Raw genomic sequence first — 23,699 nt, forward strand, 5'->3', positions numbered from 1 at the left:
ATCAGTTAAGCGTCATCTCTGGTGCGTCGCGCGAGACCTCGGCAGAACCGGCCCCCGCATCAGTGACATACTGCGCTTCGATCTCCTGCGCATTCTCGAATTGCGCGAAGAACGGGAATTCGATCGTGGTCAGTGCTTCGGGGTTGGCGCATTCGAAAGTGTAATGCGCGTGGAACGCGCTGTGGGTTGCGCCTTCCTCATGGTCGTGGTCCTCGCCCTCGGCGTGTTCCTCGTGCTCGTGGTCGTGGTCCTCGCCCTCGGCATGCTCTTCATGCTCGTGGTCGTGATCCTCGCCCTCGGCATGCTCTTCATGCTCGTGGTCGTGATCCTCGCCCTCGGCGTGCTCTTCATGCTCGTGGTCGTGGTCCTCTCCGTCGGCGTGCTCTTCGTGGTCGTGGTCATGTTCCTCGAGTTCGTATTCGGCTTCCGCTTCGACCACCTCGCATCCCGCGGCTTCGGGCAAAGTCACGACCGTCGCCGGGTCCGACAGACGCATCACCGATGTGTCCACCGCCATCGAGTCTGTCTCGTTAGACGGCGCATATTCGAAGCCGACGATATCCATACCCGGAGCCTCCAGCCGCATCTCGACCGTGCCGCCCTCGATCGCGATCTCCAGCGTGCTTACGCCGTGTACATGCGCGCTAAGCTCGCGGTGTTCCTGCGCCATAAGCGGCGTCGCGGCGACAGAGGCCATAAGAGCCAGGCTGGTGGTTTTCATGTCGATTCCCTTCTCGAATTCCCGGCGCATGTTATGTCATATCATCACAACGTCAATGTGAAGGCCGGGCTGGACGAGCAAGGCGGCCGCCAAATCGGCCTACGTCGCGGTCTTCGCCCATGCGCAACCGGCGTGGAGGCGCCGAACTTGGCCTTCTGACACACGGTCCGATCGGCACGAAATTACAGGCTTACCCGAAAACGACGAAGGGCCCGCAAGGGGCCCTTGATCTAATTGGTCGGAGTGGCAGGATTCGAACCTACGACCCCTGCCTCCCGAAGGCTGCTCTGCGCGAAATGTTCGCCGTATATTCGCGAAATATTCCCGATTTAGGCTGGTTTTTTGTTGTCCTCGCCACCAATAACCGGACCGAAACGGGACCAGTTACCGCATCCACAACGCCGCCGTGACGCTCGGGCAATCAGACTGGCGGGCCTGCGCGCCACCGAGCACCCCGCTTCGACCAATCTCATCCATTCCAACAAGGAACGAAGCATAAGCCCATCAGCCTCGGAGACGTCTGAGCTGCACCACGGAGTCTTTATGCAACCCACAGCGCGACCCCAATTATTGAATTGCATGGAGGAAGCAGCCCCCCGTCGTGCTACCTTTTGAGCCTTCGGAAATCAGACGCCCTGATAGCGGCTGACCCGAGACATAGAGAAGTTGCTAATCGGCCAATGCAGCGTCTCTTCGACGGGCGACGGAGATCCTTGCAGAGATCGCTGCAGGCGGTCTACTCCAATCCTGCCCTGAGAAGCTTCGCGTTCGATCGGAGCGAATCTTTTGTGAATTTCCGTTTCGATGCTTCTAGAGGAGAGATGCCCGTAGGTTCTGCTAACGGTGTCCGTATTCGCATGGCCCAGCTGTTTGGCCACGATTGCCAGCGGCGTGCCCGCCTGCACGAGCTGGCTTGCGTAGGTGTGCCTGAGGCCATGAAACACCAGCCCCGATGGCAAATCCGCTTTCTTGCAGGCCTCACGGAATAGGTGTTTGTGTCCGCCACGCCAAGCCGCGCCGTTTTCCATTCTGAAAACGAACTCATCCTCCGATTTCCCAGCGATCAGACTGAGATAGAAATCCATACCTTCTTCGGGCAGGATGACGTACCTGCCCCGGCCATTTTTCGATGGGCGGATGTAGATACCGAATACATGAGAGCCGACATCCTGGACGCGCATTCGCTGTAGTTCGGACACCCGGCAACCTGAATAGAGCGCGCCTCGAACGAGATCCCTCAGGTCCCCTCGACAGTTCGAGATGAGACTGCGGCACTGGTCGCGCGTCAGGAAGACCTGACGTGGCACATCCGCGCTCGGGATGCGGCGCAGGCATCGCCACGCTCGTTCTGAGTCCGTATCACCATTTTCCCAAGCCATTCGGAAAGCCAGTCGAAGGATTCCAATCAGGGTGTTCAACGTCTTTTTGCGCTTTCTTAGCGCCTCTGCATCCAAGTCCTCCAAGCTGATCCGAGGGCCGACTGGCTGGTTCCCGCGCTTCGGGGGTGTCTCGAGGATGTCTCGGCAAAACTCAGCGAATTGGCGGCCCGTGAACCCGTTGAGCGGCACATGGCCCAGGCGGGGAATGATATGGAAATTGATCAATGACAGGTTGGTTTCGAAGTGCGACCGCGTCGCCGCAATTCGCTTCCACTCAACATAGTCCTTCATCGCGTCGCCTATCGTGAAGGCTTCAACGCACTTCTTGTACCTGAGAGTTCGGTTCACGCCGACTGGCGTCGGTTTGGATGCGATGCGTTGAATGGCAGGATCTGCAAACCACGCATCGGCCAAGGCAACAGCTTCCGCATAGCCCACTCCGTCTCGAGATGGAGCACACGGCGCCAAGCGTCGCTGTCGGTAGCCCCCATAAGTCGTCCTGACGCGCGCGACCCAGAATGCATGGCCATTGGCTTTTCTATGGACGCCCAGGTGCCTGGAGTACTCAAGAACAATCCAATAGGGCGCCTGACGCGCCGGCAAGTCAGCGATTGTTGTCGGGGTCGTGAGGTCTGGCTTTGTCATAAGATTGCTCCTGGCACTTGGGGTACAGGAGCAATCTCCTCGCCTTTTCGGAAATCCCGAACCGAGCCATGTAATCCGCTAGCACCTCTTCCATTTTCACCTCGTTTTCAGTCACCCGACTCACCCTATGTGCGGTATCCTGAGCGGACTCTGAACGGAATTGGTTAACGTTTGGTTAATTCGCAGCCAGATGCTTTCGGACCGAGGGAGGATGCTTGTCATGAAAGCTATGTTCAACCGAGAAGAAGAACGCCTCGAAGTTTTGGCCCAACTAGCTGGCGCGCCCATGCCAACCCGAGCCGCGTTGATCGAGGAGTATCGCAAACGCTCCGAAGAGGCATATGCTCCTGAAACTCGCCGGTGCTACCACCAGATTGTGCGGGCGTTCTCCGCTTGGTGTGATGGTATGGGATATTCTCCAAAACCGCCAATCAGCCCTTCCGTCGTCGCTGAGTACGTCGACTGGTTAGGAGGGCAGATCCGCTCGACAACCATCGAGACGCGCTTGTGGGCAATTGCTGAGATGCATCGGGCGAGCTTTGAGGTCTCCCCATGCCGCCACCGTCTCGTTGAACTGGCTCTGAAATCAGTCAAAAGAAAATATGGTGCAGCCGTGCGACAGGCGCCGGCACTTGGCAAGAAGGAGGTTTGTGACGCCATCTCGCGGCTAAGCGATAGCCGCGCGGATCTTCGCAACAAAGCCTTGCTCTGGATATTGACCGACAGTTGGTGCCGCGCATCGGAAGTCGTCGCATTCAAGGTGAAGGATTTGCTTCGTCAGGACGACGGATCCAGCCTACTATATGTCACCCGATCAAAGACCGATCCCTATGGGGAAGGAGCCTACGCTTTCTTATCGGCGGAGGGCACGCGAGCCACGCTAAGATGGATAGAAGTGGTCGGCCTCAAACTCGACGACCCCATAATCACAAAATCGCAGGTAGGCGGTCGTCGAACGCCACTCAATCCGGCCACCGTCTCACGCATCATAAAGCAGTGCATTGGGCGCGATGATGTCTCTGCTCACAGTATGCGTGTTGGTGGGGTGCAAGATGCTTTTCGCATTGGGTGTGACCTTTCTTCCATCATGGTTGCGGGTCGATGGTCCTCACCGGAAATGCCGGCTCGCTATGCGCGTCGGATCCTCGCCAGTCAGTCGGCTGCAGCACAGGTATCGCGGGCTTTTGAACTAGAGCGCGCCACCGTACCCTAAGCCAAGCGCCAGCCCCGGCCGCCAACTACGATGCAGAATGTTCTTGAAGCGTTCGAAAGATCATTAACCTTTTGTTCATGGAACGTTACAAGATCACGCCTCGACTGCGCAAGTTACCCAGTGCAAATAGACGCCGCGCTCGACTCAGCAAACTTACATGCAGTAGATTTAAAATTGTTTAGTTAGATCGCGACCAGTCGTATTATATATTCTTATTAAATTGTTAAAGGAGATCACGTGTATAATCTTCAAAATGGCGACTTGATAGTATGCGTCGCGGTTGGATCTCAGTTTTCACGCCGCCGGGAGCATGGAGAATTGCACCTTATTGTGGAAGATTGCCACGGCCGGCTCCGGCGAGAAACGATCTTCCGGGGAAATCTAACAAACGAAGCCTTAGGGCTTTGCGAAATTGCATCGGCATATCAAGAAGTGCTGCTAAAAGCCTTAAGTCGGGTGCCATCGTCGAAGATCAAAGCCGTAAATCGTTGGAGCTAAGAGCAGGGTTCACCGGCGCCCCTTTCGCAGCATACGCCAAAGCACTCAATATGGGCCGGAAAGGACGACGATTAGGTGTTTCCTAGTGGGGCCGCGAAAGGACTGGAAGGGGCGGAGAGCGGGCTTTCGCTGCGTCATGGACGAACGGCAGCTTCGGCCGGCGGGAGTTGCTCGATACCCCTAACGCACAGGCAGCTTGCTTGAAGCCTTCATCTCTTTGAGTGACAGGTTGGAGCGAATACTGGTCACGCCAGGTAACCGTCGCAGCGTGCTGTCAACGAAGGCGCTGTAGTCGTCCAGATCGCGGGCGACCACGATCAACAGGAAATCGTCCGCGCCGGTGGTGTTGTGGCAGGCGAGGATGTTGGGTGTCACCTCGACAATACGTTGAAATTCGGCTGTGGCCGTCTGATCGTGCTCCGAGCAGCTCAGTTGAACGAAAGCCATGACCCCAAGCCCCAGCTTTCGCCGATTGAGCTGGGCTTGGTAGCCCTCGATGATGCCCGCCTCTTCCAGTTTCTTGAGCCGCCGCCAACACGGGGTTTCGCTCATGTTCAGGTGCTCAGCCAGTTTGGCGTTGGTCATGCGCCCGTCGCTTTGAAGCAGTTCGAGAATCTGAGCGTTGACTGTGTCGATGCCTGACATGGGAAGAGTCCTCTCATCATCTTTTCACGCGTAGGGGTTTCTGCCCAAAATAATTACACTGAAGGGCAGAATAGCAAGGTAATTTCATGTCCACTCGGTAGCTTCGTCTCAAACAGACCCCACAACCGAAAGATCCTGTCATGAAAGCTGTCCTGTTTGAGAAATTCCAAGAAGTCGCGACCGTCGCGGACCCGACACCCGAGCCGCATGGTGTGGTGCTCAAGGTCGAGGCCACCGGCGTCTGCCGCAGCGATTGGCACGGCTGGATGGGGCACGACAGCGACATCGACCTGCCGCATATCCCCGGCCATGAATTGGCGGGCGTAGTCGAGGCCGTCGGCAAGGATGTGAAGAACTGGAAGGTCGGCGATCGGGTCACCGTGCCATTCATTTGCGGCTGCGGATCGTGCAGCGAATGTCATGCAGGTCATCAGCAGGTGTGCCTGCATCAGGAACAACCCGGCTTCACGCATTGGGGCAGCTTCGCGGAATATGTGCCGATCCATCAGGCGGACCTGAACGTGGTCGCCTTGCCCGCAACCATGGAGTTCGCCACAGCCGCAAGTCTGGGCTGTCGGTTTGCCACGTCGTACCGGGCCGTGATCGACCAGGGCAAGGTGAGCGCGGGTCAGTGGGTCGTCGTGCATGGCTGCGGCGGCGTCGGCCTGTCGGCGGTGATGATCGCCAGCGCGGCTGGGGCGAATGTAATCGGGGTGGACCTTGATCCGGGCAAACTGGCGCTGGCCAAAGACCTTGGCGCGGTCGCGGCTATTGATGGCAAGGGTGACGTGGTCGAAGCCATCAAGGAAATCACCAAAGGCGGCGCGCATGTCTCGCTCGATGCGCTTGGGCATCCGGCGACGATGACCAACTCCATTCTCTGCCTGCGGCCACGGGGCAAACATATTCAGGTCGGCCTCATGCTGGGCGATCACGCGACCCCTGTGGTGCCGATGGCCAAGATTGTCGGCCAAGAGATCGAGCTGCTCGGCTCTCATGGTATGCAGGCGCATCGGTATGATGCGATGCTGGATATGGTCAAGAACGGCAAGCTCGACCCCGCGCGGCTGGTCGGCGACAAGATCAGCCTGGAGCAAGCGCCCGAGGCCCTGATGAACATGGACAAATTCCAGTCCATCGGCGCAACCGTGATCACGAGCTTCTGAGCCTTTGACAGCGCCGCATTCCTGCGCGGCGCACGAGCGCAACCGTAAACACCGGATACAGATTGGAAGGTCTGCCATGAGCACCCAGGAAGAAAACAAGCGTATCGTCAGGGCTTTTCTCGAGACCGTATTCAACCAGCACAAAGTCGACGAGGGCATGGATGCTTACGTCGGAGACACCTACACCCAGCACAATCCCGGCGTCGCCGATGGCGTCGAGGCGTTCAGGGAGAATTTCAAGAAGGCCTTCTCGGAGAACCCCGAGTCGCATTTCGACATCAAACGCATGTTCTGCGAAGGTGACCATGTGACCGTTCACGCCCATTGGACGCAGCACAAGAACGATCGCGGAACCGCGGTCATGGATATCTTCCGCCTCGAAAACGGCCGCATCGTCGAGCATTGGGACGTCATACAGCCCATTCCCGACGAAATGGCGCATGACAACACGATGTTCTGAGCCATGGGAAACGTAGCATTCATCGGCGGAGGCAACATGGCCTCGGCCATCATCGGAGGCATGATCGCCAGCGGTTGGGAGCCGTCCCGGATCACGGTCTTTGATCCGAACGCAGATAGGCGGAACCGGCTGGCAGCAGATCACGGCATTCACACGACAGACGACGTGGCCGATGCGGCCATCGCTGACATCATCGTGCTGGCCGTCAAACCTCAGGTCATTGCTGCAGTGGCCGAACAGATGGAAGCGGACCTGTCTGGTAAGCTGATCCTGAGCATTGCCGCCGGGGTAACGGTTGCTACACTCGAAGGTCTCTTCGGGCGGGCATCCCTTGTACGCACTATGCCCAACACGCCAGCCTTGCTCGGTCTCGGGGCGACGGGGCTTTACGCCAACGAGCACGCGTCCGAAGAACAGCGCGCAGTGGCGAAAGGCATCGTTGAGGCCTTCGGCGTTTGCGTCACGGTCGAGTGCGAAGAGCTTCTGGATGCCGTCACGGCCGTGTCGGGCAGCGGCCCCGCTTACTATTTCCTTATGATCGAGGAGATGATCCGTGCCGGAATCGCTCTTGGTTTGTCTCCTGAGGATGCCAAGGTGCTGACACTTCAGACGGCACTCGGCGCTGCCACCATGGCATCTCAAGGCGACGCACCAGAAGGCCTAAGGGGCCGAGTCACGTCCCCCAATGGGACCACCCACGCGGCCGTCGAGGCTTTGCAAGAGAACGGCTTCGGTGCGGTTATCGCAACGGCCATGACCGCCTGCCGCAACCGCGCCGTCGAATTAGGGCTGGGCTGACCCGGCCGCCCAGATTGCTATCGAACCTGAAAACCGCCATTCGCCGCGTGGGTTAGCAATGGCGGCTTTGGGCCGGTAGCGCTCTCGACAGACTATCGCTTTTCAGCGGTCAAACTCTTCGGAAGCCCCTCACTCCATTTCCGCAGCTCATCCAAGAAACCCAAGGCTGTTCGCCCGAAATCTGTAATCTCATAGACGACGGTAATCGGGGCGGTGTCGCAGACTTCACGCCTGACCAGCCCCTGCTCTTCGAGTTGCCGCAATCGTTCCGTGATCATCTTCTTCGATGCGCCGCCGATCATCCGGGCGAGGTCGTTGAAGCGCACCGGCCCATCCTTGACGTGCCAGAGGATGGAGCCAGTCCATTTCCCTCCGATGATCCGCATCCCGCGCTCGATGGCGCAGGGCTCGGTGCAGGCATTAGCCGCGCTCCGTCGGCCGGCACCGTCCACTTCGATCTTTGCATCCATCGTTTTAAGCTCCGCTGGTCCGCGCTGGATTAGGTTACAAAAAGTATACTGGTTGCTTTTACTTCCTACCATGGTCATCTCATCCCGGACCCCGCCGAAGTCAAGCGGGCGCAGCAACGGAAGAGACGATATGAGCAAGATCCACATCCTAAACGGCGCGCAGCCTTATGAATTTGCCCCCGGTAAACTCAACAAAACGCTCGCGGAGCGCGCCAAAGCTACATTTGAGGCGCAGGGTCACGAGGTTCGCCTGACCACGGTCGCGGCCGGATACGACGTGCAGGCCGAGGTGGACAGTCACCTCTGGGCGGACGTGGTCCTCCTGCAATTCCCGGTAAACTGGATGGGCGTGCCGTGGTCGTTCAAGAAATACATGGATGAGGTCTACACGGTCGGGATGGGCGGACAGCTCAGCAACGGCGACGGTCGCAGCGCTGCCGCACCGAAGGCCAACTACGGCATGGGCGGCAAGCTGGCAGGCACGCGTTACATGATCTCGGCCACGCTGAACGCCCCGGCTGAAGCCTTCGACGACCCGGCAGAGCCCTTCTTCGAGGGCATGTCGCTGGATGACCTCCTGCGTCCGGTCCACCTGAACGCCAAGTTCTTCGGCATGACGCCGCTGCCGACCTTCGGGGCCTTCGACGTGATGAAGAACCCCGACGTGGCCTCCGACCTTGCCCGGTTCGACGCCCATCTCGCAATGACCTTCGGGGAGCTCAGCAATGACGCGGCCTGATATCGTTCTCTACACCGCCAACACCATGAACGGCTGGAAGCCCCTGATCTTCCTGCACGAAGCGCAGATCGACTACGAACTGGTGCCGATTGATTTCGGCAAGAAGGAGCAGAAGGCGCCCGATTACCTGCTCCTGAATCCAAACGGGCGCATTCCGACCATCGTGGATCGCGGCGCGGGTGACTTCGCGGTTTTCGAGAGCGGCGCGATCCTGTGGTATCTTGCCGAGAAATACGATCGGTTCCTCAGCCACGACCCCAAGGAGCGCTCGGAGACGCTGCAATGGCTGATGTTCCAGATGGGCGGGATCGGCCCGATGATGGGCCAGGCGATGTTCTTCCAGCGGATCGCCAAGCCGAATGGCGACGAGGTGCCCTACGCCATCGACCGCTATGTGACCGAGAGCCGCCGCCTGCTGGAGGTGCTGGACGCGCGGCTTGCTGAGCGCGAGTGGCTGGTAGGTGATGCGATGTCCATCGCGGATATTGCGACCTACCCTTGGGCACGCAGCTATTTCTGGGCCACGGTGAGCGTTGACGGATTACCGAACCTGCAAGCGTGGTTCAACCGCATCGACGCCATGCCGCGGGTTCAAGAGGCGCTGCAACTGCCGGAGCCGCGACCGTCGGCGTTCGGTCAGGGCGACACAGAAGCGGCTGCCTCGGAGAACGCCGCCAGGTTCCGCTGAACACCTGACGCGATGTCACTGGGGTTGGTCTGGTCAGCGCGTCATATTTCCCTGAGAACGAAAGGCTCAGACCAATGTCAGCTCGTAGATACTGCGACGCAACATCCGATCCGTTTTGAAGGTCGGGAATGGGCCGGAAGCAGACTTTCGCGGGGCCAGTTTTGACCTGCCCGAGCTACGCCTTGCCGACAGACAGCAGCTGATCACCTCGAAGAGCCAAGGCCAAGACGGACACGGTGTCTCGGATACTGGGGGATCGCGCACTCAGCGAAAGGACACCCCAGCCTAGAACCCGAAGCAAACGTTTTCTCAACTGCGAACCAGAGAAGAAACGCACCACAGCACCTCTTGAAACTCCCCGTTTCACTCATGCTACATTCGCCCGATATCCCAGAAATGTAGGCTGCGCATGCAAACAGGTATCGCTTAGGGGCGGAGACAAAAGGGAGGTTCAGCAACAGACCAATCGCCGGTTCCACCTACCGCTAGATTTGACGAATATTTGACAGATCTACCCACGTCGATCGCAGTCAATAGCTCCGCCGCGTCTTCCAGCGGCTCCAGTTCGGGAGCGCAGTGGATCGGATCACTCGCACATCGTGTTAGGGTTAGTCCCACGACAACATCTCAGTTCGGTCACGCAAAACCAGAAGCAAGTTCGGCCACCTGCCTTGCGTACTTATCATTAGGCTCGCCACTCACTCGGACTGCAAGCAGCAGTTTCTAAATAGTGGTTTCTGATCGCGCGATTGCCAAACCGGCACACGTCGCGCTTTGGAATAGAGGGCGGGGAGACGACGTTAGCTACAATCCGTATCTCAGGCAGCAGGCGCGGATGGCTGGCAGGTTTGCGGTCTGCATGGTGGTCTCTCCGATCCGCCACGCCCGCTACATCATCGACACCATGCCGACGGTCGAGCACAAAAAACCTGCTGCGCCGCGTGTCGATTCTGCGGCTCGAGCCTGCCGCGCTCCCGCTTGGCCGCTTCGAGCCCTTTTCAAAACCCCGACAGGTCGAATCTTCCGCTCGCAGCTTCCTGTCTGTCACTGCATACTTCCTGGGCGCCTCATACTTCGCGATCCAGCATTCACCTCGGACAGCGCCGCCGACAGGTTCAATCGTGGAGCGTGTTCTTGTAGATTTTTCCATCCTTCATGATGAGGTCGAAGTTGCCTTCGGGATCGGCCACGAGGTTGATTTCTTCCAACGGGTTGCCATCGACAAGAATCAGATCCGCGTAGGCACCGGGCTCGAGCACGCCAAGCGGACCCTCTTGGTAGGGATGGCGCGGGCCTGCCAGCTCAAGAAGCTCGGCATTGGTTGAGGTCGCCATCTTCAGCACCTCGTAGGGCGTGTACCATTGCTGCAGCTTTGCGAGGAAAGCACCTTGTCGTTCGGCCAAAGCCGGATCGAACAGGATGTCAGTACCAAATGCGACCTTTACACCGACCTCCTTGGCAGTCTTGTAGGCAATGTCTGTGCCGTTGGTGACCGCGATCCACTTCGCCTGGCTGAAGGGATCGTCGAAGGTGAAACCGTCTTCGTCATCGAGTAGCGGCTGGATCGATAGCCACACGTCGTTGTCGCGCATCATCTCCATCGTCTCGCGGCTGACGAGAAACCCGTGCTCGACCGATTTCACGCCTGCCTCGATGGCGAGCCGAACCGCGTCGTCCGTGAAAAGATGTGAAGCGACATAGGTATTATAGGTGTCTGCGACTTCGACGAATGCCTTGAGTTCATCAAACGTGTATTGGCGTACATCGAGTGGGTCGTAGACCGAGGACACCCCGCCACCGCCGGAGATCTTGATCTGGGAGGCGCCCATGCGCATTACCTCTCGGGCGCGCTTGGTCACTTCCGGCACCCCGTCGGCCATTGCCATCAGCCCGACGCTGTACCAGTACCACTGTGAGTCCGCCGGGTTGGTGGGCACCGCTTGATAGGGGCGGTAATCGAAATGGCCGCCAGACTGCCCGATGGGAGGCCCGGAGGGGAGGATGCGCGGGCCGGGTATCTCGCCGGCGTCGATCATCTTCTTGGTTGCGAACGGGTTTCCGCCGACGTCGCGCACTGTAGTGAAGCCGCGCATTAATGTGGCCTCGGAGCCAATCGCACCGCGAATCGCGACCTCGAGAATGTCACCAGTGACGACGGTGCTTTGCGCGGCGCAGCAGTATGAGGTGTGCCAGTGGACATCAATAAGGCCCGGGATCATGGTGCGTCCGCCACCGTCGATCACCGTGCCACCGGCAACAACAAGCTCCTCAGTCGAAATCGCCGAGATGAGATTGCCGGTTACGACGACATTTGCGTTCTCGATAAGGGTCTCATTGACGCCGTCAAAGACGTTAACGTTGGTGATGAGGATCGAGGCCTGGTCTTGAGCCCAAGCAGGCGATGAAGCCAGAGCGCTCAACAAAGCTGCTATTGGCATACGAATTGTAAAGTGCATTGAAGCGCGTCCCCCCAGAAGCGTTCGAAGCGACAATAGCAATAAACTCACAACGCTACTCTGCTGCAGACCAACGATCCAAGCAACCCAATATCATGAACCCGACTTATGCGGACTTTGCACCGTGCGCCACACTTGCTCGGAGCTTGCGCGAACCACCCAAGGGCGGGCGCAAAGCGCCGCTTGCCGCTCAACCAGCGCGGGTCGAGTGAGGTACGATTTTGAACTGCGACTTCCTCTGCTTGACTTGATCTACCTCTAGCCGCGTCTGAAGAAGCGCAAGCGCTTCTGAGAGGGTCTCCGCCTCGCGACTAGACCGGTGGTAAACAGGATAGACTATTGTCCCTTTGGCGAGGGCGTAGGCATCCCCGGACAATCTCTTGAACGGCCAAACCAAGAACCGAAACAGAGCAAAGATGACCGTGATAACAAAGCCTGCAGCAAAGGCGACAATGACAAAGACCGCATTCCGCAGTTCGGGCAATGCTGTCGAAACGCCGTCGCTTTTGAGGGCGACAACTAAGTCCCAGCCGAACGACGGCATGCTTTGCAAAGTGAAGCTTGGCACTACGGCGAATCTACGATCCGCAGTTTCCTCGCTGGCGAGCGAGATCGCGTCAAAAGATCGGAGCTGCAGTTTGCTTTTGACGGCGTCGGGGATTGATTGGCCCGTAGTCGCCAACGTGTTGACGACAAATTCATTCCGTTGGTCCAGAACAGCGATTTGCAAGCCCATCTCGCCGGAAAGACGGCCAAGTAATGCTTCAACCCACGCAATACGAACGGAGTATACGAGGACACCTTCGATTTCGCCGTCTTCTCCCATAACTGGCATTGAGAAATTCACCAATTTGGCTGGCTCCGGGACCTCGGCGCTCGAGAAAGCAGATGTCTCAAACACGTTCCCAACGCCTTCTCCTGAAAGCCCTTCCCGAAAAAACCTCCTCCCGCTAAAGTCCCGACCTTCCCAGATCCGGCCCGATCCAGAGACCACGACGCCGGCGACATCGACGAAGCCTGCCCACTGAATACGCCCGCCTGCGGCCGGCACCGCATCCATAAAGTCGTCTAGCTCGGCTTTGGGGGCTCCTCCGATACTCTCGGCGACGGCGCGGATACTGTCCCACTCTCGCTCAAGCGAGGTGTTGAACTGAACGGAGAGCGCCCTCGCGCTCTGTAGAACAAGCTCGTTCTCCACCCTGTCTTCGAATTCTCTTGCCTTGGAGTGAACGGCCAAAGCGACCGAAACTGCCGTGATCACGATAAAGAAGACCAGCAATCCGAAGAAGGCGGCCTCGATGCGTGGGCTGTGGGCGCGCGCGAGTTGTGACATCGTCTACCTTTACTGTGGAGGAATTCAGCCTATAGCGAACAAGCGGAGCCTATTGTTCACCCATAGGGTGACCTAGATGCGGGGCGATTGTGGTCGGAATTGGGCAAGTGCCGTATTTCTGCTACGTCACCATAATTGGCGTCGGTTGCCTCAACTGTATGAGAGAAGGCCAGTCCACGCAGGCATGAATTGGAAACCGGGAGATAGAACCCAAAACCGAACTCATGGTTTCTGACCGCTAATTGGCCTAAGGCCATATATTGAAATGGTTAAGCCGAGAAATGAGACCGACTATCAAACCGAAGCTCCGACTTTGGACATCACGTTTTTCGGCTGGATGGGGCCGCAAGCTATAGGTGAACACGTTGAATATCGGAAGACTCACACAGCTTGCGCACTGGCTTGAGCGTGGCGCTCCGAATGCCGCATTTTGTATCGGCGTTTGGCGTACCACCGTCGCAGAAGCACTTGGACCTGACGGCGACCCTTGTGATACCCCGGCAATCAAGCGTCAATGCGTGCAGAAGGAACTCGGCGATCACGACATCTGTTGCTGCATAGCAGGAGCGACGGTTCAGATTTTTGATCCTGAGTTTCCTATTTTTCCATCTGACCTCTACCCCATGGTACTTGCACGGGCACTAGCGCTGCTTGGCCTAGAGGCCGTCGACAATGGCCCCCAATGGGATTGCGGGCACGAGCTGTTTGATCCAACCAACGCCCCTCACGATTGTACTCCCAAGGAAGCCGCGCTCGCAGTGCGGAGGCTTATCAGCGGCACCCCTCCTTGGCCGGGCATACAAATTGACGAAAGAGGCAGCCCGCATGAAACATAGAATGGGCCTTTTGGGCTAGGGCAGTCCGCTTCGGTGATGTTGCGGTGCCGCACCTGCAGTTACTTCAAATGGCAGGTAAGGGCCGGAAGCAGGCTTTCGCGGGGCCAGTTTTGACCTGCCCGAGCTACGCCTTGCCGACCGACAGCAGCTGATCACCTCGAAGCGCCAAGGCCAAGACGGACGCGCTGTCTCGGATACTGGGGGATCGCGCACTCAGCGAAAGGACACCCCAGCCTAGAACCCGAAGCAAACGTTTTCTCAACTGCGAACCAGAGAAGAAACGCACCACAGCACCTCTTGAAACTCCCCGTTTCACTCATGCTACATTCGCCCGATATCCCAGAAATGTAGGCTGCGCATGCGAACAGGTATCGCTTCTGGGCGGAGACAAGAGGGAGGCTCAGCGACAGATCAATCGCCGGTTCGACCTACCGCTAGATTTGCCGGATATTCGTGTTGCTGCAAGTTTCCCAACAGTACACCGTAGTGAATGGGACGCATCCGTACGTTTTCGCGGGAAAAGCCGCTATTGCATTGTGCTAAGGAGCAGCGAAACTGCTGGTCAATACGGCGCCAGTCGCTCGCGCATGTCGCGGAACTCGGCCAGCGCGCGCATCGTGCGACCGTCGTCGATGGTCGCCAGGTCCAGGATCACAGTGTTCGTCACGGTCATCGGTACGACCAGGCTCTGCGACTCGCCCGCCTCGCCACGGGACACCGCGATATGGCGGTCGGGGACAGGGTCCAGCGCGGCGCCCCGCTTGTCGGTCAGCGCTAGCGTCGTCGCGCCGCGCGCCGTTGCGACCTGCAAGATCCGCGCCGCCGCCGCCGGTACCTTGCGGAAATTGATAAGCCACAGCACGTCTTCACCGGTCATCCCTGCTACCTGTTCCAGCCACTGGTGCTGCATCAGCGACAGGTCGACCGCGTCATAGCCCGACCGCCGCAACCGCAGTGCCACCAGATGGCACAATGTGGCGGCGTGGCTTTGCCCGAACAGGAAGATCCGCCGGGCTTCCAGTAACGCCTCGGAAAAGCTGCGGATGTCGGCATCGGTCACGCTGGCGCGGAGGTGTTCCAGTGCGGTGATCTCGCTGTCCAGAACCGAGGCCAGAAGGCCACTGTCCCCCGCCTTGGCCAGCCGGGCGGCGATGCGGGCGGTGGGGTCCTCGAACTCGCCGTTGCCCTCGACCAGCCGCTGCTGAAGGAAGGCCCGGAAATCGGGGTAGCCTTTGAATCCCAGCCGCCGCGCCAGCCGCACCGCCGAGGCGGGATGCACCCCGGCGCGAAAGCTGACCTCTTTGCCGTTCTCCATCGCCGCGCGGATCGGGTCGCGGACCATCACGTCGAGGATGCGGGTATCCGCCTCCGTCAACTGGTCCGAGTGGCGGATGATGAGGTCGTCCAGGAACGTGGCGTCGTGGCTTTGCATCGGTAGGGATGGTCTCTTGAACGGGCCGCGCAGTCCAGCTCAGTATGGCGGCCCGGATTGGGAGGTCTCAGACACGCGCGCCGCTTTGCATGTCGAACAGGTGTGCGGCGGCTAAGTCGTATTCCAGCCAGATCCTGTCACCCGGGGCGGGCAGCTCCTGCGCGCGGTGGGCTATGGCCGACATGGCGCCCAACTGGGTCTGGCAGTGCAGCACCACCTCGGAGCCGGTCATCTCGGTCAGGGTCAGCCGGGCCTCGATTGACGCAGCGCCCGGTTTCTTGCGGTGTAGCCGCAGTGTGTCCGGCCTAAGCCCCACCTCGACCCCGCGTGGCCCGGTCCAGCCCGTGACCGCGTCGGATGTGACGAAGTTCATCTTTGGCGTGCCAAGGAAGGACGCAACGAAGCGGTTGGCGGGGCGGTCGTAGATGGCGGCCGGCGTGTCGAACTGCTGTAGGTGGCCGTCTTTCATCACCGCAATCCGGTCGGCAAGCGACAGCGCCTCTGTCTGGTCGTGGGTGACGAAGACGATGGTCGCGCCCAGTTGCTGGTGGATCGACTTGATCTCGGTACGCATCGCGTTGCGCAAAGCGTTGTCGAGGTTCGACAGCGGCTCGTCCATCAGGAAGGTCGAGGTGTCGCGTGCCATCGCTCGACCCATCGCCACCCGCTGCCGCTGACCGCCCGACAGCGCGCCGGGCTTGCGGTCGAGGAAAGGCGTCAGCTGCAGCGTCTCGGCCACCTCGCGGGCGCGGGCCTCGCGCTGCTTGCGGGGGATCTTTCGCAGCTCCAGCCCGAAAGCGATGTTTTCCAGCACCGACATGTGCGGATACAGCGCGTAGTTCTGGAAGATCATCGCGATGTTGCGATCCTGCGGAGGCAACTCGTTCGCGCGGCGGCCGTCGATAACGATCTCACCCTCTTCGCAGCGTTCCAGCCCGGCGATCAGGCGCAGCAAAGTGGACTTGCCGCAGCCCGAGGGACCGACGATTACGACGAACTCGCCGTCGCCGATGTCTAGGTCGACGCCATGCAGGACCCGAGGGCCGTTGGTATAGCTTTTTCGGATTTCTCGAAGGGTGATCGAGCTCATGCTGCCGTCTCCTTCTGGAACGCGTCACGGCGGGCGATGGCAAGGTTGGGGCGGTCGGTGGTGAACACCTTGGCGCCAAGGGCCAGGGCGTGGTCGATCTGCGCCGCGGTGTGGGCGGCCCAGCAGCCGAACTCCAGCCCCGCGCCTCGGATGTGATCGCGCAACGTTTCCGATGCGGTATCGACGTTCACGCCGATCTCGGGGATGCAATGCGCTTTCGCCAGTTCCGCCACGGCGTCGGGCCCAAGCTGCGTCAGGACCGGTGGGCTAACCAGCCACAACAGGGGTCTATCGGTGACATCGCGTAGCTCGTCCAGCGTGGGCACGAGGAACGAGGTGAAGCCGGTCTTCGCCAGCATCCCGCAGCGGTCGATCTCGGCCACGACGCGGTGGGCGAAATCAGCATAGGCCACGCCGCCAGGTCCCGGCTTGATCTCGCAGCGCAGGGTGACGTGGCTTTCGGCGTAGATCGCGCAAAGCTCGGCCAGTGAGATCGGGTGCTGCCCGCCGGAATAGTCGATGACGGCGGCGCGGACCTTTGCCTCGGTCAGGTCGCGGATCGCGCCTGTGGCGTCGGTGGTGCGGTCCAGCGTGGCGTCGTGGTGCACCATGATCGCGCCGTCGGCAGTGGGGTGGACGTCGAACTCGACCTCGTCCACTGGCATCGCTGCGGTGGTGCGGAAGCCATGCGGCGTGCTGTCGCCGAACTCCAGCGTGCCACCCCGGTGCGAGGCGATGCGGGTAACGGGGGAAAGGTCAGTCATTGCGATTTCTTCTTCTTGATATTCGGGGTGGGGGCGCTCATTTCACCGCCCCCATCGTGATGCCGCGCACGAGGTGACGTTCGACAAGGACGAAGCCCAGCAACACCGGCAGGATAGTGATGGTCGACGCCGCCATCACCAGCGGCCAGTCGATTACGTCCTCGCCCGGGTTTACTCGGTACAGCCGTGCCAGCCCGATCTGCAGGGTGTAAAGGTCGCTTTCGCTGATCGCGACGAGCGGCCAGATGTAGTTGTTCCATTCCGCGATGAACAATTGCAGCCCCATCGAGAAGATCGCCGGCTTCGAGATCGGCACGATCACCCGCCACAGAACCTTGAGCGGTGTCGCGCCGTCCATGTATGCCGCCTCGTCAAGTGCGCGGGGGATGCCGCGGATGTACTGGCGCAGGAAGAAGGCGGCGAAGCCCGACGAGATCGCGGGCAGGATCAGCCCTGCGTAGCTGTCCAGCAGCCCGGCGCGCGCCAGCGTTAGGTAGTTCGGGATCAGTGTGATGTGGCTGGGGATCATCAGCGTCGCCACCACCGCGCCGAACATCAGGTTGCCACCCCGGAACTCGAACCGGGCGAAGGCGAAGGCGGCCATCGTGGCGAACGCGATGCCCAACAACGTCACGATCCCCGACACGATCACCGAGTTCAGCAGGTAACGGGCGAAGTTGTATTGGCCCACCGCCACGTCGTAGTTGCGGAACGTGAACTCGACCCCGCCAGCGTAGTAGGCGTTCGAAGTCTGGAAGCTCATCCAGATGGAATACAGCACAGGCGACAGGAAGATCACGGCGGCCAACAGGGTCAGGCCGTTGATGATCCAAAGTGTGCGGGCGGACGTTTCACGAGTCATAGTGGACCCTCCGGCCGATCACGCGGGCCTTAAGAATGGCAAGCACAATCAGGAAGATGAACAGCAGCACGGCCAGCGCGGACCCGGTGCCGATGTCGAACAGGGTAAAGCCGACGCGGTACAGCATGTTGACGATCATGTCGGTGGCGCCGGCAGGCCCGCCGCGCGTCATCACGTCGACGATGGTGAACACCTGGAAGGCGTCGATCACCGAGATCACCAGAAGGAAATACGTGGTTGGCATCACCAGCGGGAAGGTCACCCGCCGGAACACGTGGAACCGGCGTCCGCCGTCCACCGCCGCCGCATCGTAGTATTCCATCGAGATGGCCTGAAGACCGGCGGTATAGATGATGACGTCATAGCCAAGCTGCTTCCACGTGTTCACGAAGATGATCACGTAGAGCGCCAGCTGCGGGTCCTGCATCCACGGCACCTTGTCGAAGCCCAGCATCTGCAGAAAGCCGTTGATCGCGCCGTAATCGGTCGAGAACACCCAAGAGAACACAACCGCGATCGACACGGTCGAGGTGACGGCGGGCAGGAAGATCGCGCCGCGCGTGATGCGGGACACCGGCGTCTCGCGGATCAGGAAGGACGCCACCGCCAGCGCCAGCGCCAACCGCAGCGGCACCGAGATCAGCGCGAAGACCGCGGTGACCTTCAGCGAGTTCCAGAAATCGCGCGAGGTCAGCAGCAGCCGGTAATTGTCGAGCCCCACCCAGGGCTTGGTCGGCGACATGAAATCCCACTCGCGGAACGATAGGTTCACGCTTTGCAGGATCGGGATGTAGGTGAAGACCGCCATGAAGCCCAGAAGCGGCAACACGAACAGGTATGGGGTCAGTTTGCGAAACATGTCGGGTATTGTGCCTTGGGCGCGGGTCCGTGGGATCGGACAGGCAAGGGGCCCCAAGGGCGGGGCCCCTCACCGGTGGCTCGGACGGGCTTACTGGCCCATGCGGCCGGCTTCGTTGCGGGTCCGGTCGGCGAAATCGGTCAGAACGTCCTCGACCTCGCGCTGACCCAGCGCCATCGCCTGCCACATGTCGTACTCGGTGGCGCGCATCCAGGTCACGACCGGCGGGCGCGGACGGCCACGGGCGACGTCCAGCTGCTCGATCGACACGCGGATGCCCGGCTCGTTCTCCAGCGTCTCGGCGGCCAGCGGCTGCTCGGCGGTGTTGCGGTTGATCGGCATGTAGCCGGTGCCCGCGAACCAGATTGCGTTCGACTCCGCCGACGCGGCGAAGCTGATGAACTGGTAGGCGGCATCCTGCACCTCGGCGTCCGCCGTCGACAGGATGCCGATCCCGGCCCCGCCGATCGGCGCCGCGCAGACCTTGTTGCAGGGCAGGGGCCGCACGACCAGATTGTCGCCCAGCGACGCCTTGGACTGGCGGTAGTTTCCGGTCGAGTTCAGCATGATCCCGACATTGCCGGCCAGGAACGCGTCACGGCCCGAGTTCTCTTCGGTGACGTTGTCGGCCGAGGCGACGCCGTGGTCATGCACCAGCGACGCCATCCACTCGTAGGCCTCGATGGTGTTCGGCGCGTCGATCAGGATCTCGCCGGAAACGCTGTCGATGAGGTCGCTGTCGTTGTCCATGATCAGGCCCCAGCGCGCGAACTGGCCCGGCGCCGCGATGCCGTAGATACCTTCGTCGCCCAGCTCGTTCTGGATCTGTTGCGCGGCGGCAAGGATCTCGTCGTAGGTCGTCAGCGGCGTGTCTTCCGATAGGCCAGCACGCTCGAAGATTTCCTTGTTGAAGTAGGTCACCGGGGTGGAGCTATTGAAGGGCACGATATAGTTTTTGCCTTCGTAGACCCCGACCTCGCGGGCGAAATCGAACAGTTCGTCCTTCAGCGGATCTGCTTCGAGATAGTCGGTCAGATCCATCAGCACGCCCCGGTCGGCGAACAGACCGTAGCGGGTGACTTCCATGATGACGGCGTCGGGTTCACGACCGGCGGGAATGGCGGCCTGTAGGCGGGCGACGATGTCGTTGTAGTTGCCGACATGTTCGGCTTCGATGGTGATGCCGGGGTTGGCCTCTTCGAAGTTGGCGATGATCTCGGCCAAAGCATCGCCGGACGAGCCGCCAAAGCTGTGCCAGAATTCGACGGTGACCTCCGCTGCTGCGAGAGAGGTCGAGCCAAGCAGGCCTGCAAAGCCCAGCCCGGCGATACGGGTAAGTTTCTTGTCCATGGGGACCACCTTTTTGCAATTCAGGTTGCACGTTTTTCCGGTGGCCGGGATAGACGCGGTATGTGACGGGAAACCGAACGATATATTAAGGTTTCTTGACGGTCTCCCTGTATCACAGCTCCCGCGAGGTCAGGGTTGGAGGTGCGCGGTGGGCTGTGATTGCAGCGAAGATGACCGCGAAATTCCAGTTCCTGCAATGAAACTTGCAGGTATCCATCGGCTGGTTTGCCCCGGCTTTTTTGCAGTCCCACAGTATCGTGCCGGCAGCGGTGCAGCATCGCAATTGCGTGACGGACGTCGGATATAGTGCGGAACCATACAAGTCGGATTGGGCGGCTAAGGTCAACTTTGCCTACAGAGCTGACCTGTGCTTGCCAGACCATACTCCACGATGGCGCCAATGGCGGGTTCGGGGAAGCTGTACTGCATCGTGGCCCAACTTGGCGAATGACGGCAACCGGCCGTAAGCGACCAAGTCTAGCAACCGTGATCCTTCCAATACCGATCCCAGCGCAACGCCCAGCCGCCATTTATCATCGCGCAGTTCACGTCTCCCGCTGTCGGTGAGCTGCACCATGAAGCCGTCCGGTTACCACCAGCGGAGCCATCCGACAGACACCTCAATGTCGCTCCGGAGACAAGAATATGTCCGTGATTACCCACGCCAACGGCAACGCCCAACAGAGCCACCAACGCATCTCTTGCATCTTCGCCGCCAGCCTGTGGACATGGATGACCGGGCGAACACGTGCCGTCTATCTCACGCGCTGCAACTCCGGCTAGGCGTACCCTCGGTCCTTCTTCACACCAGATCGGTCCGTCTCCGTCCCAGACATGCGTTGGGGTGCAATCAAAGGTCTGCCCTCTAGGAATTATTTTAACGTCGGCCCCCGCCGCTTTTAGAAATGCAGCCTGTAATGCCAATGCGAGGACGACTGCGGGTAAGATACATTGTCGGATGGCTGAACTCCTTGCTTACCGATTTCGTTATCCCAAATCTGCTAACCAAATTCGTGAGATCGCTTTCACCCCTCGAAATCGAATGCATGATCGAACGCCAGATGTGGCAACTGATCAAGCCTGAATAGCCAATGGCTGCCTTCGGGCGCGCTGCCGCCAAATGGTGCGCGTGTCGACTTCAGCGGATTGAGACACCGACTCCGCACCGCCGTCAGCGACGCAAATTGCTTCCACTATGCGCCGCCGGGAATTGCCTTGTCGGTAGCGTAATTTGACGAGGTAGCGCTTCCAAGTGTCGTTGAGATAAGGCGCGATTTCGTAGCCGTCATTTAGCTTCCACCTCGTTCGTCTCATCCCCGTAGACGGGTTTAAGAAGCCGCCCCGGTCGACTTCGCTCACCGCTTTGGGGATCCGGCACGAACGGCGCCCCGCAATGAACCAGGGGCGGAATGCACCCACGAGGGTCAGAGGTCGCTCCTATCTGGAGGCTACATTCCTCGAATATCTTTGAAATGTAGGCGGCGCTTGAGAACGCGCTTTCCTTAACATTGAAGCGCGACCCAGCGGTCGGCTAATCGGCGGCGCAGTCAGCAACTACATTTCACGAATATTCGGCATATCCACCTACGCCGCGCACACCAACATTAGCCCCGGCGCAGAGCTGAATTGCGAAGCGCGAGCTCCGCACCCCCCCTTCGCGCGCGAAATCAGTATATATATAAAAAACCTCCATCGACGCCGCCTCCTCCCATTAGGGTAATCTAAGTTTATATAGGAATCAATACATAAAGTATTAGATATACCTAAAAAATTATTCTCAAAATTGAAATGATATCAAATCTGAAAACATATCCCCTCAGACTACATTTGAGATATATTTCTGAAATGTATGTAGCAACGAAATGCACTGGATCGTACTGGCCAACTCTCCAACTGCACCCGGCAAGAAGTAGCTTTTTCGAAAATGAGTGAGCTGTCCCTCCCACATTATTCAGACCGATCGTGGATGTAACTGGGCGTCGTGGTTCTCATGTCAGGCGAGGGCAGCAACATCGAAAACGTGTGGGTTACGAACAAGCACCCTACTGCGTGTCAGGCCGGCTTGCCTGGCGGCCGCCGGCCTGACACGCAGTAGGTCGGCATCGATCAAGTTTGCCCTGGCCGCATCCTTGAGTGCAGAACCACGGCTTCCCACCAATGCTATCAGGCGCCAGCGAGGCATGCTCTCCAACGCAAGCCCTGCATCACGTCTCATCGTCTGGGTGTCCTCCCCCCTTGGATCAGAATCTGTCGCGCCGCAGCGTGGGGGTGAGGGTCGACGCCCAGATAACCCGATTTCCGCACCCCTCCCCGAATTTTGAAAGTTAGCAGTTCCTCTTCTGGGTCCCGGCAGGTATGAGCCGCCCGGATCAAAAAAAGGGCGTCATTCCAATTCCCGGCCGTTTCGCCCGCTGGATCATGAGTGCTGCCGGAAGCTCTCCGGCTTGAGCGACTAGCTATGCTGGCCTCCCAGAAGAGGGCCAATGCAAGGCCATTCACGGCGCGCCTCGCACCACCTACGTATCGCCACCGCTTCTGGCTCAAGCTGCCCTACCCCCCGGGCCTTCAGATGTGAGGCCCTGCAAGAAGGAGCGTTGCGCATGGCTCGTTTCGTTCCTGTCACGCCTCAGGATTGAACCAGGACCAAGTTAAGAAGCGCTGGGAGCCGTGTGATGCCAACGGCGCGGACAAGGACTTGGGACGTGAGGCAGAGCGATAGGTCCTAGGAGGCCATTCGCTATCCGACCTGCACTAGCCTCCTCAGGTGACAACGTTCACAGCGCCTCTCCACGCCCGTCAGAGAGCCCCTACACCGGACCGCACCTCAACAGACCTCGGAGTCGCGGCACGCATTCTAGCGCCCTTCCAGAGCCTCTTGGGCGCGCCCTCAGGATTCCACCTGATCTGGTTCCCAAGCGACACGCCCCCCCCGATACAGCGACACACGCACAACATCCGAAATACGAACCAAGGAAAGCCGGATCTAGTGCCTAGCCTGGAGCCGGCGATTTTGGCGCTGAGCCTTCAGGCCAGCGGCGTTTGGATGTATTGGATCCAGAAGGCATGGGGAGCCAGATCCGCGCCTGGCCGTAGCATCTCCACGAGGGCTCTACAGAGGCTTCAGGAACCAGGGAGGAAGGCCGCGTGGCTAGGAGCATTGTGTTCCTTGCCCGGGAAGAACTACCGCTACGCCTGACCCTTGACTAAACGCTTACAGCGGACGGGGGGCATCGCTCGGATTAACGGTCAGGGTGGCCATCGGCGCGTCGCCGTAGATTTCTGCAATATTGGGGGA

18 protein-coding genes are annotated in these 23,699 nt (G+C 59.5%); 6 read left to right on the plus strand and 12 right to left on the minus strand.

Annotated elements, in window-relative coordinates:
* Position 1: 1 nt before the first annotated feature.
* Entirely contained in the window at positions 2-721 is a 720-nt protein-coding gene (gene zrgA / locus ACP156_RS19630; protein ID WP_425053071.1) for a zinc uptake protein ZrgA, read from the minus strand.
* 626 nt (positions 722-1,347) lie between these two features.
* Entirely contained in the window at positions 1,348-2,538 is a 1,191-nt protein-coding gene (locus ACP156_RS19635) for a tyrosine-type recombinase/integrase (protein ID WP_425053072.1), read from the minus strand.
* A 427-nt stretch (positions 2,539-2,965) separates the two neighbouring features.
* Between ACP156_RS19635 and ACP156_RS19640 the strand changes: the two genes are divergently transcribed.
* On the plus strand, positions 2,966-3,958 hold the full coding sequence (locus ACP156_RS19640) for a tyrosine-type recombinase/integrase (RefSeq protein WP_425053073.1): 993 nt from the start codon (positions 2,966-2,968) through the stop codon (positions 3,956-3,958).
* A gap of 678 nt (positions 3,959-4,636) precedes the next feature.
* Here the strand turns inward: ACP156_RS19640 and ACP156_RS19645 are convergent.
* Positions 4,637-5,101, minus strand: a complete 465-nt coding sequence (locus ACP156_RS19645; RefSeq protein WP_425053074.1) for an Lrp/AsnC family transcriptional regulator — start codon at positions 5,099-5,101, stop codon at positions 4,637-4,639.
* 140 nt (positions 5,102-5,241) lie between these two features.
* Here ACP156_RS19645 and ACP156_RS19650 point away from each other — a divergent pair, with 140 nt between their 5' ends.
* From ACP156_RS19650 to proC, 3 genes are all read left to right on the plus strand, one after another.
* Entirely contained in the window at positions 5,242-6,267 is a 1,026-nt protein-coding gene (locus ACP156_RS19650; RefSeq protein ID WP_425053076.1) for a zinc-dependent alcohol dehydrogenase family protein, read from the plus strand.
* A 76-nt stretch (positions 6,268-6,343) separates the two neighbouring features.
* A complete protein-coding gene (locus ACP156_RS19655; RefSeq protein WP_425053077.1) occupies positions 6,344-6,727 on the plus strand; it encodes a nuclear transport factor 2 family protein in 384 nt (127 codons plus the stop codon).
* A 3-nt stretch (positions 6,728-6,730) separates the two neighbouring features.
* Positions 6,731-7,525: a pyrroline-5-carboxylate reductase gene (gene proC, locus ACP156_RS19660; RefSeq protein WP_425053078.1), complete on the plus strand. Its 795-nt coding sequence runs from the start codon at positions 6,731-6,733 to the stop codon at positions 7,523-7,525.
* 92 nt (positions 7,526-7,617) lie between these two features.
* Here the strand turns inward: proC and ACP156_RS19665 are convergent, their stop codons facing one another.
* Positions 7,618-7,995 carry a winged helix-turn-helix transcriptional regulator gene (locus ACP156_RS19665; RefSeq protein WP_109468857.1) on the minus strand — a complete coding sequence of 126 codons (378 nt, stop codon included), beginning with the start codon at positions 7,993-7,995 and terminating at the stop codon, positions 7,618-7,620.
* Between the two features lie 130 nt (positions 7,996-8,125).
* Here ACP156_RS19665 and ACP156_RS19670 point away from each other — a divergent pair, with 130 nt between their 5' ends.
* Together ACP156_RS19670 and ACP156_RS19675 are read left to right on the plus strand one after the other, a co-directional pair.
* Entirely contained in the window at positions 8,126-8,734 is a 609-nt protein-coding gene (locus ACP156_RS19670) for an NAD(P)H-dependent oxidoreductase (protein ID WP_425053079.1), read from the plus strand.
* Positions 8,721-9,422 carry a glutathione S-transferase family protein gene (locus tag ACP156_RS19675; RefSeq protein ID WP_425053080.1) on the plus strand — a complete coding sequence of 234 codons (702 nt, stop codon included), beginning with the start codon at positions 8,721-8,723 and terminating at the stop codon, positions 9,420-9,422. The genes ACP156_RS19670 and ACP156_RS19675 overlap by 14 nt, the downstream gene beginning before the upstream one ends.
* Before the next feature lie 1,115 nt (positions 9,423-10,537).
* On the opposite strand, the gene ACP156_RS19680 is transcribed toward ACP156_RS19675, so the two are convergent.
* The 8 genes from ACP156_RS19680 to ACP156_RS19715 form a co-directional block, all read right to left on the minus strand.
* The gene (locus ACP156_RS19680; protein ID WP_425053081.1) at positions 10,538-11,842 is read right to left on the minus strand and encodes an amidohydrolase family protein; all 1,305 of its coding nucleotides are present in this window, start codon (positions 11,840-11,842) and stop codon (positions 10,538-10,540) included.
* A gap of 226 nt (positions 11,843-12,068) precedes the next feature.
* On the minus strand, positions 12,069-13,211 hold the full coding sequence (locus tag ACP156_RS19685; RefSeq protein WP_425053082.1) for a cache domain-containing protein: 1,143 nt from the start codon (positions 13,209-13,211) through the stop codon (positions 12,069-12,071).
* Between the two features lie 1,398 nt (positions 13,212-14,609).
* Complete coding sequence (locus tag ACP156_RS19690; RefSeq protein ID WP_425053083.1) at positions 14,610-15,479, minus strand: MurR/RpiR family transcriptional regulator; 870 nt, start codon at positions 15,477-15,479, stop codon at positions 14,610-14,612.
* A gap of 67 nt (positions 15,480-15,546) precedes the next feature.
* On the minus strand, positions 15,547-16,569 hold the full coding sequence (locus ACP156_RS19695; protein WP_425053084.1) for an ABC transporter ATP-binding protein: 1,023 nt from the start codon (positions 16,567-16,569) through the stop codon (positions 15,547-15,549).
* A complete protein-coding gene (locus tag ACP156_RS19700) occupies positions 16,566-17,333 on the minus strand; it encodes a glycerophosphodiester phosphodiesterase family protein (RefSeq protein ID WP_425053085.1) in 768 nt (255 codons plus the stop codon). The genes ACP156_RS19695 and ACP156_RS19700 overlap by 4 nt, the downstream gene beginning before the upstream one ends.
* 37 nt (positions 17,334-17,370) lie before the next feature.
* On the minus strand, positions 17,371-18,195 hold the full coding sequence (locus ACP156_RS19705) for a carbohydrate ABC transporter permease (protein WP_425053086.1): 825 nt from the start codon (positions 18,193-18,195) through the stop codon (positions 17,371-17,373).
* Entirely contained in the window at positions 18,185-19,054 is an 870-nt protein-coding gene (locus tag ACP156_RS19710) for a carbohydrate ABC transporter permease (RefSeq protein WP_425053087.1), read from the minus strand. The genes ACP156_RS19705 and ACP156_RS19710 overlap by 11 nt, the downstream gene beginning before the upstream one ends.
* Positions 19,055-19,144: 90 nt before the next feature.
* Positions 19,145-20,404, minus strand: coding sequence for an ABC transporter substrate-binding protein (locus ACP156_RS19715; RefSeq protein ID WP_425053088.1), 1,260 nt, complete (start codon positions 20,402-20,404; stop codon positions 19,145-19,147).
* Between the last annotated feature and the right edge of the window lie 3,295 nt (positions 20,405-23,699).

The sequence above is a fragment of the Psychromarinibacter sp. S121 genome, assembly GCF_049801035.1.
In the GTDB taxonomy this organism is placed as follows: Bacteria; Pseudomonadota; Alphaproteobacteria; order Rhodobacterales; family Rhodobacteraceae; genus Psychromarinibacter.

Coding starts and splice junctions, on each gene's coding strand:
- ACP156_RS19700 (WP_425053085.1), bottom strand. CDS start 17,333: ATGACTGACCTTTCCCCCGTTACCCGCATCGCCTCGCACCGGGGTGGC.
- ACP156_RS19655 (WP_425053077.1), top strand. CDS start 6,344: ATGAGCACCCAGGAAGAAAACAAGCGTATCGTCAGGGCTTTTCTCGAG.
- ACP156_RS19640 (WP_425053073.1), top strand. CDS start 2,966: ATGAAAGCTATGTTCAACCGAGAAGAAGAACGCCTCGAAGTTTTGGCC.
- ACP156_RS19675 (WP_425053080.1), top strand. CDS start 8,721: ATGACGCGGCCTGATATCGTTCTCTACACCGCCAACACCATGAACGGC.
- ACP156_RS19685 (WP_425053082.1), bottom strand. CDS start 13,211: ATGTCACAACTCGCGCGCGCCCACAGCCCACGCATCGAGGCCGCCTTC.
- ACP156_RS19670 (WP_425053079.1), top strand. CDS start 8,126: ATGAGCAAGATCCACATCCTAAACGGCGCGCAGCCTTATGAATTTGCC.
- zrgA (WP_425053071.1), bottom strand. CDS start 721: ATGAAAACCACCAGCCTGGCTCTTATGGCCTCTGTCGCCGCGACGCCG.
- proC (WP_425053078.1), top strand. CDS start 6,731: ATGGGAAACGTAGCATTCATCGGCGGAGGCAACATGGCCTCGGCCATC.
- ACP156_RS19705 (WP_425053086.1), bottom strand. CDS start 18,195: ATGACTCGTGAAACGTCCGCCCGCACACTTTGGATCATCAACGGCCTG.
- ACP156_RS19715 (WP_425053088.1), bottom strand. CDS start 20,404: ATGGACAAGAAACTTACCCGTATCGCCGGGCTGGGCTTTGCAGGCCTG.
- ACP156_RS19710 (WP_425053087.1), bottom strand. CDS start 19,054: ATGTTTCGCAAACTGACCCCATACCTGTTCGTGTTGCCGCTTCTGGGC.
- ACP156_RS19650 (WP_425053076.1), top strand. CDS start 5,242: ATGAAAGCTGTCCTGTTTGAGAAATTCCAAGAAGTCGCGACCGTCGCG.
- ACP156_RS19665 (WP_109468857.1), bottom strand. CDS start 7,995: ATGGATGCAAAGATCGAAGTGGACGGTGCCGGCCGACGGAGCGCGGCT.
- ACP156_RS19690 (WP_425053083.1), bottom strand. CDS start 15,479: ATGCAAAGCCACGACGCCACGTTCCTGGACGACCTCATCATCCGCCAC.
- ACP156_RS19645 (WP_425053074.1), bottom strand. CDS start 5,101: ATGTCAGGCATCGACACAGTCAACGCTCAGATTCTCGAACTGCTTCAA.
- ACP156_RS19695 (WP_425053084.1), bottom strand. CDS start 16,569: ATGAGCTCGATCACCCTTCGAGAAATCCGAAAAAGCTATACCAACGGC.